Raw genomic sequence first — 13,621 nt, forward strand, 5'->3', positions numbered from 1 at the left:
TCGAAGGTCAGTTCGGCGGGAGGGGGCACGGCACGGTGGTGGCGAAGCGATGCGGACAGCAGATCACCGAGAACACGACGACCCTGTTGCCGTTCAGGCTCGCGGTGTAGTGCCAGATCGTGTCGCTTCCATGCCTCAGCGAATCGCTGGTGTGCTCAAGTCGGGCAGCCACATCGAGGTAGCTCAGTTGCGGGTCGGGCGGTTGCTGGGCATACGTGTCGGCCAGCCATGCCAGCGGCCCCTGGATGTCGGTCCATGTCCGCTCCCGTGCCGTCTGGTCACGGCGCAGAAGGTAGTGGCCGTTATACAGGGGCGGTGTCGACGCCCGGATGAACGCGACCGTAGCGGCGTCGCCGGGAGTCTCGCCGGGCCGTCGCACATGGTCGTTCTTGGTCTCGAAGGTCTGGTGCGGACCCGCCCACGGGCCGTAACCGTGCCAATGATGCGTCACCAGCGTCATTGTTCCCCCTGGGTGCGGGCTGGCCGCGCAGCGCACGCGGCCAGCCCTGGTCGATCAGATGATCTCGCCGGCCTGGTACGCCGCGAAGAAGTTGTCCAGCTCGCCGCGCGTGAACCGCAGGGTCGGCGAGTCGGCACCCAGCTTCGTGTCGCCCAGGATGATGGCGTCCTCGCTGCCCGGCAGGATGGCGGCGGCGACGCAGCTCTCCATCGTGTTGGTGATGCCGCCTCCGCAGAGCTTCCGGAGGTTCACGCCGGTGGCATCGACCTCGTACAGGTCGAGCGGACTCTTGATCGTCATGAGACGATCTCCTTTCGGTGTACTGCCATGCGGGGATTCGGTCCTCGCGCCGGTGGTGCACCTTCACCCCGGTCTGGTCGTCTGCTTTCCACGGGAGGCGGCCAGGCCGGGCGTCTCGGGGTCGACGGAACTACGCGCCGCCGGCCGTCATCGGGGGTTCGACGATGGGCCGGCGGTGATGACCCCAGCCGACGAAGCGCCTGAACAGGTCGGTCGGGTTCGGTCCATCGTGCGGGTTCAGGTGATACAGGTCCCTGGCCGCCATGTAGTACATCCCCGCCAGGTAGATCGTCAGGCCAACCCCGTTGTCCTCGAACTCGGCCTTCAGCCGTAGCCGAGCTTCACCGCAGGGCCAGTGCTGCCCGTCCGCCCGACAGAACCACATCGGGCGCAGTGGAGTGTGTGGCGTCGCCCCGGCGTGCGATCTGGGGAGGTCGGCTGCCGGGAGGGAGCGCGGTGGGGCGGTCAGCTCGCTGAGCTTGTTCACAAGGTCTCCTGCCATCGGGTCCTGGTCTCGGCGGCCAGCGTCCAGTTGATCTCCGTAGGGGCGTTCCAGTGAGTCCAGGTGGGGTTGTACTGCGGGATGAGTCCGCTGGGGGGTGCGTCGAAGCGGGCGATCGGCTGCTCGGCCGCGCTGGCCGCACGCTTCGGCTTGCGGGGGGTGCGGCAGGAGGGGCACGCGCACTTCCGCCCACTCAAACGGAAGCGCTTCGAGCGATGCGGCCGGTGCCGTGGTTGGGCCAGGTCGGCATCGTCGTCGTCCACGATCGCGCCCCTCCTGCCTGCTACACGGAGTCCGGGCCGCGACCTACACGTCCCCTCCACGACCCGGACCCCGACTCCTCGGGGCGCGGTGCCGAGGTACCACGGGGGAAGCAACTCGGCACCGCGCACTTCACAGTCTGGATAGGACGGGTCTATCTTCGATATGCGCTCACGCTGATTGAGCTGGTCAATCACTACGGGTGAGTGCCCTTGAGTAGCTGTGAGTGAGACGCCGGGGAACTTGGGCAGAAGGTGGGCAGCCATGGGCAGCGCGTTGGAGTTCGTCGTGATGGAGCTTCGTCTCCTGCGGGCGACGCTCAGCCTTAGCCAAGAGGACTTCGGTAGGTCGATCGGCTACTCGGCATCCCATGTCAGCTCCGTCGAGACAGCCAGCCGCGCGCTGACGCCTGACTACGTCCTGGCTGTCGACCGGGCGCACGACCCCGCCTGCCACAGGGAGAAGGGCGGCCGGTTCACCCGGATGCTCCGCGAGCTGTCGAAGGTCGATCCCGAGTGGTTGCGTGAGTGGATTGAGCTGGAGAGGGAAGCGACACTGCTCCGCTGGTACGAGCCCGCCTACATCCCCGGCATCCTTCAGACCGAGGCTTACGCAAGGGCGAGCCTTGCCGACGGCCTGCTGCCAGCCGACGAAGTGGAGCGGCGAGTGGCGTCCCGACTGGAGCGGCAAGCTGCCCTGATTCGGGACAACCCACTGCCGCTCGTTGCCGTGCTCGATGTGATGGTCCTGCGGCGGCAGATGAACGGACATGCCGGCGTCATGCGGGAGCAGGTGGATCACCTGATCAAGATGGCCGAGCTGCCCCACGTCCAGATACTCGTGGTGGCTGAAGACGCGGGGGTCTACCCTGGATTGCAGGGGGGCTTCATCCTGGCCACCCTGCCGGACGGGACGGTAGTCGCCCACCTGGACCACCAGGTGGAGGCGCGAGTCGTGAATCAGCCTGATCGACTTGCTACTCTCCAGCGCGTATGGGAGGCGGTCCGGGGCGAAGCCCTCTCGCGTAGGCAGTCACTCGAACTGATCAAGGAAGCGGCGCAGACATGGACATAACCGGTGCCAAGTGGCGCAAGTCGTCTCGCTCGGGTGCCAACGGCGGATCGTGCGTAGAGGTGGCTGACAACCTGCCTGGAGTCGTGCTGGTGCGCGACACCAAGGACCGGGACGGCGGCACGCTCACGTTCAACCCGCAGACCTGGAAGGCGTTCGTCGGCTACGCCAAGTCGGCGAGCTGACACTTCCACCCGTCGACCACCTGTTGTATGGTCGATCCGCTCCTGCTTCGGCGGGAGGTGCCGCCCCTCGGGGCGTGAAGGATCGCAACACCGTAACGTCAGAGGCAGCAGGAAGCATCCTGCCTGCCGCCCTTCGGGGCGTGAAGGATCGCAACTCTGTTGTCGTGTCAGACTTGGGTGCTGACAACAACGAGAAGGCCCCCCAGCATCACGCTGGGGGGCCTTCCTCGTGCCGGCGCGCATCGTGTCGGGCTTCAACCTGTCGGGCCCCTGCGTTACCCTGGGACCTGTTCGCGGCCGGACTCCATTGACGGCTCACGGCGGAAGCTGTGTCTCGCCAACGGCGTTTTTCGCCAGGCAACTCTTCCGGCCGCGAACCCTGCTTGCGGCCGGGCTCCGTTGCAGGGAACCGAGGGCTTGGTGCTTGCGGCTGGGCTCCGTTGCAGAGAGCTTGGGACATGGCGTCTTGTGCCACACCCGAGATCCACCTCCCGGCCGTAAACCAAGAGGCCCCCCAGCATCACTGCTGGGGGGCCTTCTCGTTGCGCTGCGCCTCACGGGCGTCGATCCTGTCGAGCACGGTGGCCAGGGACCAGCCCCGCTTCAGGGCCCAGGAGACCGACCGGGCATACCTGGTGAACACCACGTAGACGCCCGGCCGATCGGTCATGTCGGCAGGCTACCGAACTGGGCAGGCCCCGGTCTGACAGTCCTCGTCGATGCCGTCAGCAACCAGGGTTGCGCTCGCCGCCTTGTACTGGGCCTCGGTGATCTCCTCGTACGGGGCCTGCGGCCGGCTCCCGTTGTCCGGCATGATCGTCGTCCCCTTGAGCAGGTGTAGCCACCGACCGATGGTCACCGCGGCTTCGTCCAGGCCCAGGTCAGGCTTGATGTTGGCCGTGAACGAGACGGCGTTGTCGGCGTACTCCGTCTGGTACATCGCCTGGAAGGACAGCAGCTCGTCGAGGGTCATCTCCCCGCTGCTCTGCACCAGGTCGATCGCCTCGTACTTGCCGTAGCCGAGGTCTTCCACCTCCTGGAGCAGCGTCTCCTTGGTGGGGAACGAGACGACTGCCGTGTTACCCGAGGCGTCGTAGACGCACGTCTCCACGGTGAAGCCCTGCTCGCGGAAGCCCTCCACCTTCGCCCGCTCCTCGGCGCTGTTCAGGCTGAACCGCACCCTGCGGATGAAGTACCTGAAGTGGATGGCCTCGCAGCCCTCGGTGGTGCCCGGCAGCTTGGCGATCGTGCCCGTCGGCGCGACGCAGGTGGTCTTGACGGGCTCGGGGATGCGCAGCTCGAAGGCGTACGCCCTAGCGGCTTCCCGGACCACGTCCTTCATGTCGCGCAGCTCCTGGCGAAGCCGGGCGATCTTCGGGACCGCCGAGTAGGCGTACCCCCGCTTGGCGAAGAACGCCTGCACCCCGAAGTGCCCGACCCCGATGCGGCGTTCCGACTCCATGACCGCCTTCTGGCCGGCGTCCAGCATGTCGCCGGATGTCGCCCTGATCAGGAAGCGCGTCATGAGCCGGTGCGCCTCGTCGAGACCAAGCCAGTCGACCGGACCGCCCCGCCGAGTCGGCGCGAAGGCGTTCAGGTTGACGTGGCCCAACACACACGCGCCGCTCTCGGGGAGCGGGATCTCGCCACACGGATTGGTCGCCACGATCTCGTTGATCTCGCCGATGTTGCTGTACTCGCTGTTCCAGTAGCCCGGCTCGCCGTTGGCCAACGCGGCGGCAGTCACCAGACGGTGGATCTCGGTCGCCTCGGCCTCGCCGACCAGGACCCCCTGCACGAAGGCGTTGTCGATCTCGACGCTGATGTTCGTCGTCCAGTGCAGGCCCGAGTCCCGCTTCGCCGCGATGAAGTCCTGGATGAAGGGGTCACGCCAGTGCACGATGGACATGCGGGCGCTGCGCCGGTTGCCCCCGGACACCACGCACTCGGCGATGGCGTGGTCAATCTCCATCGCGTCGAGCGGGGTCACCATCGAGCCGTCGAAGGGCAGCTCATCAGCGCGGGCGTCAGCCCGGTTCAGTACCTCGCTCGTCCGGTGGAGGAGTTGGGCGAAGGGGGCCGGACCCGAGGCGGTGCCGCCGAAGGTCTTGAGCCGGCTCCCCTTGCAGCGGACGCGCGAGACGTCGAAGACGCGGTTCTTGTGCTTGACCGGATCGGGGGTCATGTAGGTGTCGATCAGGTCGACCAGCGCGTCCGCCCAGCCCTCGCGGGAGTCCTCCACCTCGAAGGCTCCGGCCCAGTCCGAGTCGTACTCGTCGGAGAGCAGACCGGCGGCCTTCATGTCGGCGTAGTCCTGGTGCATCGGGTCGCACACGATGTGCACGCGGAGCTGCCGGTTCGGCGGGCCGAACTTCGTCAGGAAGCGCGAGCTGTAGTTGGCGCCCACTCCACCGCCCTCCATGAGCCGGAGGAAGGCGAACCGGAAGTGCTCGGACAGCTTGTCGCTCTGCCAGCCGGCGACGTGGCAGTTGAACAAGAACTGTCGTCCGCTGACGCCCGTGGCCCACAGGTGGCGGCCGGCGGGGATGACGGCGAAGCGCAGCATGAACGCCTTCAGCCGCGTGTACTCCTCGGTCACCTCGGCGGACCAGGTCGCCTTCGGTCCGTAGACCAGGGCGAAGTTGCCGGCGGCGACCCGCTCCACGGTTTCGGGCCAGGTCTCCTTGGTGCCGTCCGGCTTGGTGCGGCTGTAGGTCCGGTCGTAGACGACCTCGCCGGTCGGGCCGAACTCGTACTCGGGCTCAAGGTTGAGGCTGATCACTGGTTCTCTTCGCTCCCTACACTTACCCACTCGGATGTGAACTCTTCGCCGTTGAGGTGCGCGACGATCCGCCCGACGCCCCGGACCAAGCGGTCAGAGACCGTCCGGCGGGGGACGCCGAGGATGACGCCGATCTCTCGCTCCAGGCAGCCCATGCCGTACCGCAGGACCAGGGCCTGGCGCTCCTCCAGCGGGATGTACGCCCGCTTCCACGTCGACTTGATGTCCGCGATGTGGGCGTACAGCGTGTTGCCGTGCTTGGGGTTGGCCTTCGCCTTGGGCATGTCCGGGTCCGGCATGGTCGGGTTGACCAAGCCGAACGCGAAGCTGGAGTCCCAGGCGGTGGGCAGCAGGTGCTCCACCATCGGCCGGTCGTAGCTACTCATCAGCGCCGCCAGCGAGCAGGGCATCCAGCGACCGGGTCCGGTTGGACTTGCTGACGTTGATGCCGTTGACGAGCCGGCACCACAGCCAGTGGTGCAGCCCGCCCAGGCCGTCCGGCCCGTCCACGTAGGCGTGCACCAGATCGGACTTCGTGGCCAGGTGGATCAGGGCGTCCTGGTACATGTCGTCGTACTCGACGAGGCTGGCGTAGTCCCGGGCCACCTTGCGGGCGGCGCGCACGGCCACCTCGCTGACGCCGGGGATCTCCAGCACGGTCCAGTTGGCTTCGCCGGTCACCTCACCACCTCCTTGATGTTGGTCTGTCCGTCCTTCGTCACCAGGAGCACCAGGCCAGGCGCTCCGGTCGTGCCCTTCGCATGCCTCCACCAGGTGCTCTCGGACTCCATGGCCGGCGGCTGCACGAACGTCCGGGGCCCGTCGGTGTCGACGTGTTCGTGGTGCAGGTGGCCCGCCAGGAGCAGGTCCGCCTGGTGCATGGCCGAGGCGCGGTTGAAGGACTGGCCGCGCCACCACTCCCAGTGCTTGCCGGGCCTCCACTGGTGGCCGTGGGCGTGGGCAACCACCGTGCCGGCGACGTCGACGACCACGGTCAGCTCGTCGGTCTGCGGCACGAAGAACTGGACATGGTTGAACGCGGCGTGGTTGAGCGCGGCGGCGTCGGCGACCGCGATCAGGGACTCCGTGTCGTGGCTGTCGTCGTACCGGGTCAGGCCCTTGCCGTTGAGCCGCACGGCCTCGCCGTGGTTGCCGGGGACGGCGGCCATGGTCAGCTTGGTGACGATCGGCGCGAAGGTCACCAGCGCATGCAGCATCACCCGGCGGGTGAGCCTGATCTGTTCGTTGAGGGTGAGCTGGGTCCGCCAGGTGTTGGACCCGCCCTGCGAGACGAAGCCCTCGACGTGGTCACCGAGCCAGGCCAGGTGGACGTGACCGATGTCGAGCTGGTTGCTGTAGTCCATGAGCCGGTCGGCCGCCTTGTCCAGGCAGTCGATGGTCCGGCGCAGGGTGCCTTCCACCCCGTCGCCGTCGATCTTGCCGAACTGCATGTCGCCCAAGGCGACGATGAATCCGTGGTCGCCCTCGCTTCGTGCCGTGGGCGCCGGCTGATGGGTGCCGATGTTCGCCAGCAGCTCGTCCAGGTTCGGCCGCTCAGCCTCGGCCGAGCCGGCGCGGGCGTAGGTGTAGCGGGTGCTGACCCCGGTGTCCCCGTTGGCCATCGTCCACTCGGAGCTACGGAAGCCGGTGGCGATCCAGTCCTCGGTGTTGAGGCCCTGGCTGCGGAGATGGGTCACCGCGGCATCGACAGTTACTTCTTCCGCCGATCCCCGCACGGTCACAGCTGCGAGGTCGCCGGTCACCTCCACCTGCTTGGTGAAGTCGCGGTCGGGGTTGGTGGTCCGGGCCGGGATCTCCGGGCCCACGGGCTTGCTCAGCAGCTCGTCGACAAGCTCACTCACTGGGTTGCTCCGATCTGGCGAGGGCTCGCCGGTACGTGCGGATCGTGGAGGCCGACACGGGAGTGCCGGCGCGGTGCAGCCAGTCGGCCAGGTACTCGGCCGGCGTGGTGCCGAGCAGGTGAGGCAGGAAGGCCGCCTGGGTGTCGCCAGTCATGGCGTCCCAAGCGGCCCTCAGCCGTGGTCCAGGTCTGCCCGGCAAGGTGCTGGGCGGGTCGGTCACGTCACCCGCTCCAGCCACCGCACGTAGTCGCCCAGGCTCTCCAGGGGGACGCGGACAACCACCTCGCCGTCGACCCAGCGCACCCACTCCTGGGTGGCCTGGTCGAAGTGCCAGCCGTTCATGCGGTCGCCCGCCGCGCCCGGCTGGCCTCGTAGCCGGCGACGCAGATGGCGGCCAGGTCCAGCAGCTCGTTCTCCCGCAGCTCGTCGTCGGTCTGCGACAGGGCGATGTACGCGGTCTGGAGGATCACCCCGTCCCACGCCGCCTGCCCGTGCTCGGCGCGGACCTTGTTGTCTGCCACCCACCGGTCGGCTCGGTGCTGGTACTCGGCCATCCAGGCGGCACCCTCGGGGTACATGGGCACCCGCTCGTCGAGCCCCGGCAGCGCAGCGCGGACGTACTCACGCCGCTGCCGCAGGCGCAGCAGGGTGTTGCCGCTCAGCTCCAGGCCGTTGTCGGTCCAGAGCATGCTCACCAGATCGAGGAACGCCTCCTCCTGGTACTCCTCGTCGGTCACTGGTCGTTCCCCTTCCACGCACGCATCAGGGCCTCAGCCCCGCCTTGCAGATAGGTGTCGCTCACGTCGCCGTCTCGCAGGCGCACGCCCTTGGCCTGCCGCAGGGAGCGGGTGATCTTCATCAGCAGCTTCGCGCCAGCGTCGTCCGGGTCAGCCCACACCCAGATCCGGCTGAAGCCGGCGAGCATCCGGCGGTGCCGGCCCTTCCAGCTCTCCGCGCCCGGCGCACCCACCGCGTGGACGCCCAGCTTGTGGCGCAGGATCAGCCGGTCCAGCTCGCCCTCGGCTACATGGATCTCGTCGTCGGCCTGGTGGATGGAGTCGATCCCGTACATGCGGGCCGGGTCGTCCTGGATCGTCATGTACTTGCCGTGACCCAGTGCCCTGTGGTTGTGCTCCTCCATGCAGCGGAAGCGGATCTGCACCGGTCGCCCTTGCGGGTCCAGGTACGGGATGGCCATCCAGCCCTCGAACCGGCCGTGCCCGGGGTAGGGGTCGCTAACGACGCCAAGACGGGCGGTAACCGCCACCTCCCGGTCGATCCCCCTTGCCACCAGATACCTTGCGACGTCCCGCGTAAGCGCTCCCTGATAGGCGGTCGTCGCCTCCTCCAGCGCTTCCCGCTGCGAATCCGAGAGAGGACGCAAGGGTGCGTGCTCCGACATAGTTGATCTGCTCCTTCTCCATGATCAGCGCGTAGCTGTCGCCCCCCTTGCCGCAGGAGTGGCAGTTCCACAAGTCCTTGTCGGTGTTGACCGAGCACGACGGCGTCCGGTCCTCATGGAGCGGGCACTTCACCATCTGCGACACCTTGTAAGGGCTGTAGTGCACGTCGTAGTGGTCCAGCACCGCCGTGAGGGCCGGACGCTCGCCGTCGTCGCTCACGCCACGCGCTCCCAGGTGGTCGTCGCCTGCTCGATCCAGCGCTCGATCGCCGGGTCCGGGGTGCCGAACCGCCGGCCCCACAACCGCTGGTTGATCTGGCTGGTGAGCACCGAGCTGGCCGAGCTGGTCGACGTGTACGGGCCGACCTCGATCCGCTCCTGCCAAGGCTTGTGGCGGTTCTCGTTCCAGTGGTCCGGGTCCGCCTCGAAGCTGAGTACCGCGACTCCCCGGAAGACGTGCCGGTCGTCAACGAACGTGCGTGGCATCGCTGATCACACCCCTCTCATGTCGATGTGGAAGAAGTCCTCCACGGCGGCGATCTGGCGCACGCCGTAGTGCTCCTCGTCGCGCTCGTAGGACTCGGCCAGGGCGTCCATGTCGAACGCGACCGTCGCCGGGTCCGGGCCTTGCGGCCACTCGCGGAGCTGGAGCCAGCGGGCCCAGTCACCGCCTCGTTCTGCGGCCAGCTCGGCGAGCCGGTCACGCCTCGGTGGGTAGTTCGTCAAGGCTCAGCACCTCCCTCGCTGGCGGGTTGATCAGGTAGTTGACGGCGCGCAGGAAGAACTTCGGGTCGTCCCGGGCGTGCCCCAACATCTCGTTGCAGGGCCCGCAGAGGAGGCCGCGCACCGAGGCGCGGCTACCCTCCAGCTCCTCGCGGGCGTGGTCGTGGTCGACGGCCAGCTTCTTGGTCGCCCCGGTCGCCCTCTCGCAGATGGCGCACCGCTTGCCCTGGTACTCGTAGAGCAGCCGGTACTCCCCCGCGCTGATCCCGTAGACCCGCATGACGCGGTAGCCGTGGGCTCGCTCGCGGCGCTGACGTCGGGCCAGGAGCCGGCACCGGTAGCACCGCAGCTCGGTCTGCTGGTTGGGCCCCTTCTTGCCCCCGCAGTCCTTGCACGGCTTGCCCCGGTGCCGCTCCCCGGTCGCCGACACTTACCCACCCGCCCCAGCGCGAAGGCGCTCGGCGAACGTGATCAGGTGCGAGGTGTCGAAGTGCTCCTGTCGACGCGCCATCTCCAGCGCCTCCTGCCACTCGAAGACCGGCCGCAGGTCGCCTCGACTGGTGACCTTCTCCGTGAAGCTGGTGCACGAGCAGCCGCTGGCGTGGGCGTAGAACAGCCCGCCCCCAGGGGACTTCAGCAGGGCGGCGATGTTCCAGTCGTAGCCGTACTCGCCGGCCTGGGCCACGATCTCGAAGTCCTCGTCGTCGATCTTCACCGTGTTGCCGTAGATCACTGCCGCGCCCCCTGCATCTGTCGTTGGAGCGGCGACGTGTTGTGGAACCGGGTGAACTCCGGCTCGCACCACATCACCGCGTACTTCCTCGCGGTCGGATCGGAAGGGCCCATGCGCTGCTTGATCGTGGCGACCCGGTACTCCATGGAGTTGGGGTCGAGAGCCACGCTCAGGCTCAGCTCGGGCTTCTCCGACAAGCCGCCCTTGACCTGGTCTCGGGACGGCGGCGCCCATGGATCGGACTTGGCTTCCCAGCTCTTGTCGCTGGCGTGGTGGAGGATGATGATCGTTGCCCCGGTGGCTCGCGCCAGCTCGGTGGCGCTGGACATCACCGCCATCTGCTCGGTGTAGTCGGATTCACCACCCTCAAAGTCCATTAAATTGTCGAACACAATTATTTGTGGATACGAATTAAATAATTCGACATAAGCTTCCAATTCCTCATCAACGGACTCCCATTTAATTGGTGCTCCGAAGGAGAACGTGATTCGGCTGTCGGCCAGTGCCTTCAGGTACTTCTTGGGGTCGGTCGCCATCCCCGCCTCCACCTGTTCGGTGGTCTCGCCGGTGGCCATGGAGGCGAGCCGGGAGCTGGCGGTGAAGGCGGACATGTCGGCCGAGAAGTACAGGGTGGGCAGGTTCATCTGGGCCACCCAGAACAAGGCGAACCCAGACTTCTGGGTGCCGCTGCGGCCGGCGACCATGATGACTTCCCCGTGCCGGGGCCGCGTTCCCCGCTCGTAGAGCTGAGAGAACGCGGGCACCCGGGGGAGTTCACGGCCGGACTCGGCGTGCAGGCTGAGCGACCTACCAGGAGTCAGCAACTGCTACGCCCTTCGGCTCAGGCGTCGAACGACGGCATGGCACCGGAGGCCAGGGCCTCGGAGACGGCAGCCTCGCGGTTGCCGTAGTAGGTGCCTACCTGGCCCTCGATCGCGGCCGAGACGTCGCGGAAGGCGTAGCCGCTGCCGGCCTTCGTCGGGACCTTGGCCACGACGCCGACCATCGCGCCGCCCATGATCTTCTCCAGGGTGGAGGTGAGCATGCCGTGGGTGACCCGCGCGCTCTTGATGACGGCGGTCGGCACGCCCTTCTCCAGGGCCTCGCTGGTGCCGAAGACGGTGATGTCGGCGGTCACCTCGTCGCGGACGCGGGTGACGTTGTTGTAGGTCGACTCCACGTTGCGGTCGATCCGCTTCGGCTCGATCAGCAGGGCCAGGTCGTTCATGTGCTCCAGCGGCTTGAAGAACGTGCCACCAGCGAACTCGGACGGCTTGGCGAACTGGAATCCCACGAGTGTTGCTCCTCTTGTCTGTGCGGCGGTTGCCGCAACTTACCCATTGCGATACTCTGGGCGGGCAAGTGACCTACACTTACCCACCTACGTGCGGGGGATGGACTGATGTCAGCGCGAGGCGCAGCGGGCCGGCACGTTGCCAGCCTTGCTGTACGTCCACAGCTCACACGGTCCGGTGAACCAGGTGAAGACGCCGCACAGCAGCGTCATGAGAAGGGCGAGCCCTGCGGCCAGCTCCTTCACTTGCGGATCTCTCGGCCGCGCGCCTTCCAGGCGTCCATGATGGCCGGGTCCGAGAACGCCGCCTGGTTCTCAGCCCAGAGGCGTTCGAGCGACGGCACGTCCAGGGCCGCCTTGATCAGGCCGAGCAGCGGGTTCTCCGCAGGCTTGGCCGGCGTGGTGCCGGCGTCGATCCACGGGTCATCGCCCGAGGCGGACGACCGTGGCCTGTCCGCAGGCTTCGGGCCGGAGGCCAGGACGGTGCCACCGAGGAAGCCGGCGACGTTGCCCACGCCGTGGGCGATGCTCGTCGCGTTGACCACCAGGTCGTGAAGCGTCAGGGACTCGACCTCCGAGCGGTTCATGCCGAAGAAGTCGATCAGGTCTTCACGGACCTCGGGGAGCTGGCCCTTGAACACCGTCCAGGTGTCCTGGTAGCCCTTGCCGTGCTTGATGGTGACGGTTGTGCCTCGACCCGCTGGGTCACTTGCGATTGTCACGCGGCCGTGCTCCTCTCTCTCACTTACCTTAACTTACCCACCGGCTCAGTTCGATGCAACTTCGGGGCCGGTGTCGAGCGACACAGTGGGCTCGAAGGGGTGCAGCACCTTGTTCTGCCGACGCAGCGCCCGGACGACCTTCGCCGCCAGGACGCCCTCCCATCCCGCCCGCAGGTCGATCCAGTACACGGTGGCCACTCCACTACCGGCGGGCAGGTGGATGATCAGGCCCCAGTCCTGGTTCACGTCGGGCAGCGGCGTGTACGCGGCACGCGCCAGCTCCTCGGGGAACTCGGTCTTCTTCCAGCGGGCGAACGCCTTGGCGTCCTCCATGTCGACCGGGAACTTCGTGGGGTCGTAGAACATGCCCTTGCTGTAGTCGGAGAGCTGCATCGCCATCTTGAAGGCCCCGTACTCGACCGACCCGGTCTTGAGGTCGGTGATCAGGTTGCCCTTGATGTGGATGCGCTTGCCGTCGACCAGCGGGCCGGGGCCGTCGTAGTAGCTCACGCGGTCCGGGGTGCCGGCGGTCTTGTTCTCGCCCACCACCACCAGCTTCTCGATGTGCACCACGTCGAGCTGCACGGTGGCCATCTTGTACGCGGCCATGTCCACCAGGTCAGCCTCGCTGCACGGTGGCAAGGGCTCGCCCCGGTCGACGAACTCCGACAGGTGGTGAAGGTGGCTGCCCTTCTCCCGCTTGTCGTTGGCGCCCGCGATCTCCTGCGCCCGCTCGGCGATGGCGTTGAGCTGGCGCTTGTCCTTCGCGTCCTCGGGGTCGAGCAGACGAACCGCGTCCAGCAGGCTCGGCTTCTTGGCCGCGCCCAGAAGGACCATGCGCTGGTGGTAGACGTCCAGGTTGGACTTGTCGTCGATGCAGTCGATGTACGTGGTCACCCGCGTGTGGGCCGCCGGCCTGCCGCCGTCGATCGGCACGACCAGGGGTCGCTTCCAGCCGTCGCGCGGGACGTCGAACTCGGGGACCTTCTCCGTGTTGCCGAGTTGGCTCGGCTTGCTCAGGGTCAACGTCACGCGGGCACCCGCTCGGCACACCAGATGCGCGTCATGCCGTTGTCCAGCAGCTCGGCCGGCGCTTCCCACGGGAGCACGGCCTCCAGGCCCTCCTCCTCCAGGATCAGATCGACCTGGCGGGTGGTGTCAGCAGTGGCCACGCGGCCGAGGTCGAAGTAGCACTCCTCGCCCTCGCGGTCGATGTAGACAACCGCGTGTCCGTCGGTCGTGGTGATGGTCGTGATCTGGTCCTGCACTGTGCGTCGTACCTCCACCTGGGCCAGTGGGTAAGTTGCGGCCCATCCCCCGTTGT

Annotated in this window: 26 protein-coding genes; 2 read left to right on the plus strand and 24 right to left on the minus strand. The window is 67.3% G+C overall.

Annotation, left to right across the window (positions count from 1 at the left end; translation table 11 throughout):
* Window positions 1-7: 7 nt before the first annotated feature.
* From AB0C25_RS02535 to AB0C25_RS02550, 4 genes are all read right to left on the minus strand, one after another.
* Window positions 8-460, minus strand: coding sequence for a hypothetical protein (locus AB0C25_RS02535; protein WP_357368741.1), 453 nt, complete (start codon window positions 458-460; stop codon window positions 8-10).
* Window positions 461-514: 54 nt separating this feature from the next.
* On the minus strand, window positions 515-760 hold the full coding sequence (locus AB0C25_RS02540; protein ID WP_357368742.1) for a DUF397 domain-containing protein: 246 nt from the start codon (window positions 758-760) through the stop codon (window positions 515-517).
* 130 nt (window positions 761-890) lie between these two features.
* Complete coding sequence (locus AB0C25_RS02545) at window positions 891-1,247, minus strand: hypothetical protein (RefSeq protein WP_357368744.1); 357 nt, start codon at window positions 1,245-1,247, stop codon at window positions 891-893.
* The gene (locus tag AB0C25_RS02550; protein WP_357368746.1) at window positions 1,244-1,525 is read right to left on the minus strand and encodes a hypothetical protein; all 282 of its coding nucleotides are present in this window, start codon (window positions 1,523-1,525) and stop codon (window positions 1,244-1,246) included. Before AB0C25_RS02550 ends, AB0C25_RS02545 begins: the two co-directional genes overlap by 4 nt.
* A 262-nt stretch (window positions 1,526-1,787) precedes the next feature.
* On the opposite strand from AB0C25_RS02550, the gene AB0C25_RS02555 reads away from it, so the two are divergent.
* Together AB0C25_RS02555 and AB0C25_RS02560 are read left to right on the plus strand one after the other, a co-directional pair.
* On the plus strand, window positions 1,788-2,597 hold the full coding sequence (locus AB0C25_RS02555) for a helix-turn-helix transcriptional regulator (protein ID WP_357368747.1): 810 nt from the start codon (window positions 1,788-1,790) through the stop codon (window positions 2,595-2,597).
* Entirely contained in the window at window positions 2,594-2,779 is a 186-nt protein-coding gene (locus AB0C25_RS02560; RefSeq protein WP_357369050.1) for a DUF397 domain-containing protein, read from the plus strand. The genes AB0C25_RS02555 and AB0C25_RS02560 overlap by 4 nt, the downstream gene beginning before the upstream one ends.
* A 520-nt stretch (window positions 2,780-3,299) precedes the next feature.
* Here the strand turns inward: AB0C25_RS02560 and AB0C25_RS02565 are convergent.
* The 20 genes from AB0C25_RS02565 to AB0C25_RS02660 form a co-directional block, all read right to left on the minus strand.
* Complete coding sequence (locus AB0C25_RS02565) at window positions 3,300-3,449, minus strand: hypothetical protein (RefSeq protein ID WP_357368749.1); 150 nt, start codon at window positions 3,447-3,449, stop codon at window positions 3,300-3,302.
* 9 nt (window positions 3,450-3,458) lie between these two features.
* A complete protein-coding gene (gene nrdJ / locus AB0C25_RS02570; protein WP_357368751.1) occupies window positions 3,459-5,561 on the minus strand; it encodes a ribonucleoside-triphosphate reductase, adenosylcobalamin-dependent in 2,103 nt (700 codons plus the stop codon).
* Window positions 5,558-5,947, minus strand: coding sequence for a sigma factor-like helix-turn-helix DNA-binding protein (locus AB0C25_RS02575; protein WP_357368754.1), 390 nt, complete (start codon window positions 5,945-5,947; stop codon window positions 5,558-5,560). The genes nrdJ and AB0C25_RS02575 overlap by 4 nt, the downstream gene beginning before the upstream one ends.
* On the minus strand, window positions 5,940-6,242 hold the full coding sequence (locus tag AB0C25_RS02580) for a hypothetical protein (RefSeq protein WP_357368756.1): 303 nt from the start codon (window positions 6,240-6,242) through the stop codon (window positions 5,940-5,942). The genes AB0C25_RS02575 and AB0C25_RS02580 overlap by 8 nt, the downstream gene beginning before the upstream one ends.
* On the minus strand, window positions 6,239-7,423 hold the full coding sequence (locus tag AB0C25_RS02585; protein WP_357368758.1) for a hypothetical protein: 1,185 nt from the start codon (window positions 7,421-7,423) through the stop codon (window positions 6,239-6,241). Before AB0C25_RS02585 ends, AB0C25_RS02580 begins: the two co-directional genes overlap by 4 nt.
* Window positions 7,416-7,577 carry a hypothetical protein gene (locus AB0C25_RS02590; protein ID WP_357368760.1) on the minus strand — a complete coding sequence of 54 codons (162 nt, stop codon included), beginning with the start codon at window positions 7,575-7,577 and terminating at the stop codon, window positions 7,416-7,418. Before AB0C25_RS02590 ends, AB0C25_RS02585 begins: the two co-directional genes overlap by 8 nt.
* A gap of 62 nt (window positions 7,578-7,639) precedes the next feature.
* On the minus strand, window positions 7,640-7,765 hold the full coding sequence (locus AB0C25_RS02595; RefSeq protein ID WP_357368762.1) for a hypothetical protein: 126 nt from the start codon (window positions 7,763-7,765) through the stop codon (window positions 7,640-7,642).
* Entirely contained in the window at window positions 7,762-8,160 is a 399-nt protein-coding gene (locus AB0C25_RS02600; RefSeq protein ID WP_357368763.1) for a hypothetical protein, read from the minus strand. The genes AB0C25_RS02595 and AB0C25_RS02600 overlap by 4 nt, the downstream gene beginning before the upstream one ends.
* Entirely contained in the window at window positions 8,157-8,774 is a 618-nt protein-coding gene (locus tag AB0C25_RS02605) for a toprim domain-containing protein (protein WP_357369052.1), read from the minus strand. Before AB0C25_RS02605 ends, AB0C25_RS02600 begins: the two co-directional genes overlap by 4 nt.
* Window positions 8,659-8,961 carry a CHC2 zinc finger domain-containing protein gene (locus AB0C25_RS02610; protein WP_357369054.1) on the minus strand — a complete coding sequence of 101 codons (303 nt, stop codon included), beginning with the start codon at window positions 8,959-8,961 and terminating at the stop codon, window positions 8,659-8,661. The genes AB0C25_RS02605 and AB0C25_RS02610 overlap by 116 nt, the downstream gene beginning before the upstream one ends.
* Window positions 8,962-9,041: 80 nt before the next feature.
* The gene (locus AB0C25_RS02615) at window positions 9,042-9,311 is read right to left on the minus strand and encodes a hypothetical protein (RefSeq protein WP_357368765.1); all 270 of its coding nucleotides are present in this window, start codon (window positions 9,309-9,311) and stop codon (window positions 9,042-9,044) included.
* A gap of 6 nt (window positions 9,312-9,317) precedes the next feature.
* On the minus strand, window positions 9,318-9,551 hold the full coding sequence (locus AB0C25_RS02620; protein ID WP_357368767.1) for a hypothetical protein: 234 nt from the start codon (window positions 9,549-9,551) through the stop codon (window positions 9,318-9,320).
* Window positions 9,526-9,978: an endonuclease VII domain-containing protein gene (locus tag AB0C25_RS02625; protein WP_357368769.1), complete on the minus strand. Its 453-nt coding sequence runs from the start codon at window positions 9,976-9,978 to the stop codon at window positions 9,526-9,528. Before AB0C25_RS02625 ends, AB0C25_RS02620 begins: the two co-directional genes overlap by 26 nt.
* Window positions 9,979-10,281 carry a hypothetical protein gene (locus AB0C25_RS02630; protein WP_357368771.1) on the minus strand — a complete coding sequence of 101 codons (303 nt, stop codon included), beginning with the start codon at window positions 10,279-10,281 and terminating at the stop codon, window positions 9,979-9,981. It abuts the gene before it with no gap.
* On the minus strand, window positions 10,278-11,045 hold the full coding sequence (locus AB0C25_RS02635) for an AAA family ATPase (RefSeq protein WP_357368773.1): 768 nt from the start codon (window positions 11,043-11,045) through the stop codon (window positions 10,278-10,280). Before AB0C25_RS02635 ends, AB0C25_RS02630 begins: the two co-directional genes overlap by 4 nt.
* A gap of 77 nt (window positions 11,046-11,122) precedes the next feature.
* Window positions 11,123-11,575 carry a hypothetical protein gene (locus AB0C25_RS02640; protein ID WP_357368775.1) on the minus strand — a complete coding sequence of 151 codons (453 nt, stop codon included), beginning with the start codon at window positions 11,573-11,575 and terminating at the stop codon, window positions 11,123-11,125.
* A gap of 111 nt (window positions 11,576-11,686) precedes the next feature.
* The gene (locus AB0C25_RS02645; protein WP_357368777.1) at window positions 11,687-11,821 is read right to left on the minus strand and encodes a hypothetical protein; all 135 of its coding nucleotides are present in this window, start codon (window positions 11,819-11,821) and stop codon (window positions 11,687-11,689) included.
* On the minus strand, window positions 11,818-12,297 hold the full coding sequence (locus AB0C25_RS02650) for a hypothetical protein (protein WP_357368780.1): 480 nt from the start codon (window positions 12,295-12,297) through the stop codon (window positions 11,818-11,820). The genes AB0C25_RS02645 and AB0C25_RS02650 overlap by 4 nt, the downstream gene beginning before the upstream one ends.
* 45 nt (window positions 12,298-12,342) lie before the next feature.
* A complete protein-coding gene (locus tag AB0C25_RS02655; protein WP_357368782.1) occupies window positions 12,343-13,329 on the minus strand; it encodes a hypothetical protein in 987 nt (328 codons plus the stop codon).
* The gene (locus AB0C25_RS02660; RefSeq protein ID WP_357368784.1) at window positions 13,326-13,565 is read right to left on the minus strand and encodes a hypothetical protein; all 240 of its coding nucleotides are present in this window, start codon (window positions 13,563-13,565) and stop codon (window positions 13,326-13,328) included. Before AB0C25_RS02660 ends, AB0C25_RS02655 begins: the two co-directional genes overlap by 4 nt.
* Between the last annotated feature and the right edge of the window lie 56 nt (window positions 13,566-13,621).

Source organism: Micromonospora sp. NPDC048839 (assembly GCF_040649915.1).
GTDB lineage: Bacteria > Actinomycetota > Actinomycetes > Mycobacteriales > Micromonosporaceae > Micromonospora.

Bases quoted from the DNA above. Each gene is read 5' to 3' on its own strand.
- AB0C25_RS02595 (WP_357368762.1), bottom strand. From the start codon at position 7,765: ATGAACGGCTGGCACTTCGACCAGGCCACCCAGGAGTGGGTGCGCTGG.
- AB0C25_RS02540 (WP_357368742.1), bottom strand. From the start codon at position 760: ATGACGATCAAGAGTCCGCTCGACCTGTACGAGGTCGATGCCACCGGC.
- AB0C25_RS02615 (WP_357368765.1), bottom strand. From the start codon at position 9,311: ATGCCACGCACGTTCGTTGACGACCGGCACGTCTTCCGGGGAGTCGCG.
- AB0C25_RS02535 (WP_357368741.1), bottom strand. From the start codon at position 460: ATGACGCTGGTGACGCATCATTGGCACGGTTACGGCCCGTGGGCGGGT.
- AB0C25_RS02565 (WP_357368749.1), bottom strand. From the start codon at position 3,449: ATGACCGATCGGCCGGGCGTCTACGTGGTGTTCACCAGGTATGCCCGG.
- AB0C25_RS02590 (WP_357368760.1), bottom strand. From the start codon at position 7,577: ATGACTGGCGACACCCAGGCGGCCTTCCTGCCTCACCTGCTCGGCACC.
- AB0C25_RS02575 (WP_357368754.1), bottom strand. From the start codon at position 5,947: ATGAGTAGCTACGACCGGCCGATGGTGGAGCACCTGCTGCCCACCGCC.
- AB0C25_RS02610 (WP_357369054.1), bottom strand. From the start codon at position 8,961: ATGGTGAAGTGCCCGCTCCATGAGGACCGGACGCCGTCGTGCTCGGTC.
- AB0C25_RS02555 (WP_357368747.1), top strand. From the start codon at position 1,788: ATGGGCAGCGCGTTGGAGTTCGTCGTGATGGAGCTTCGTCTCCTGCGG.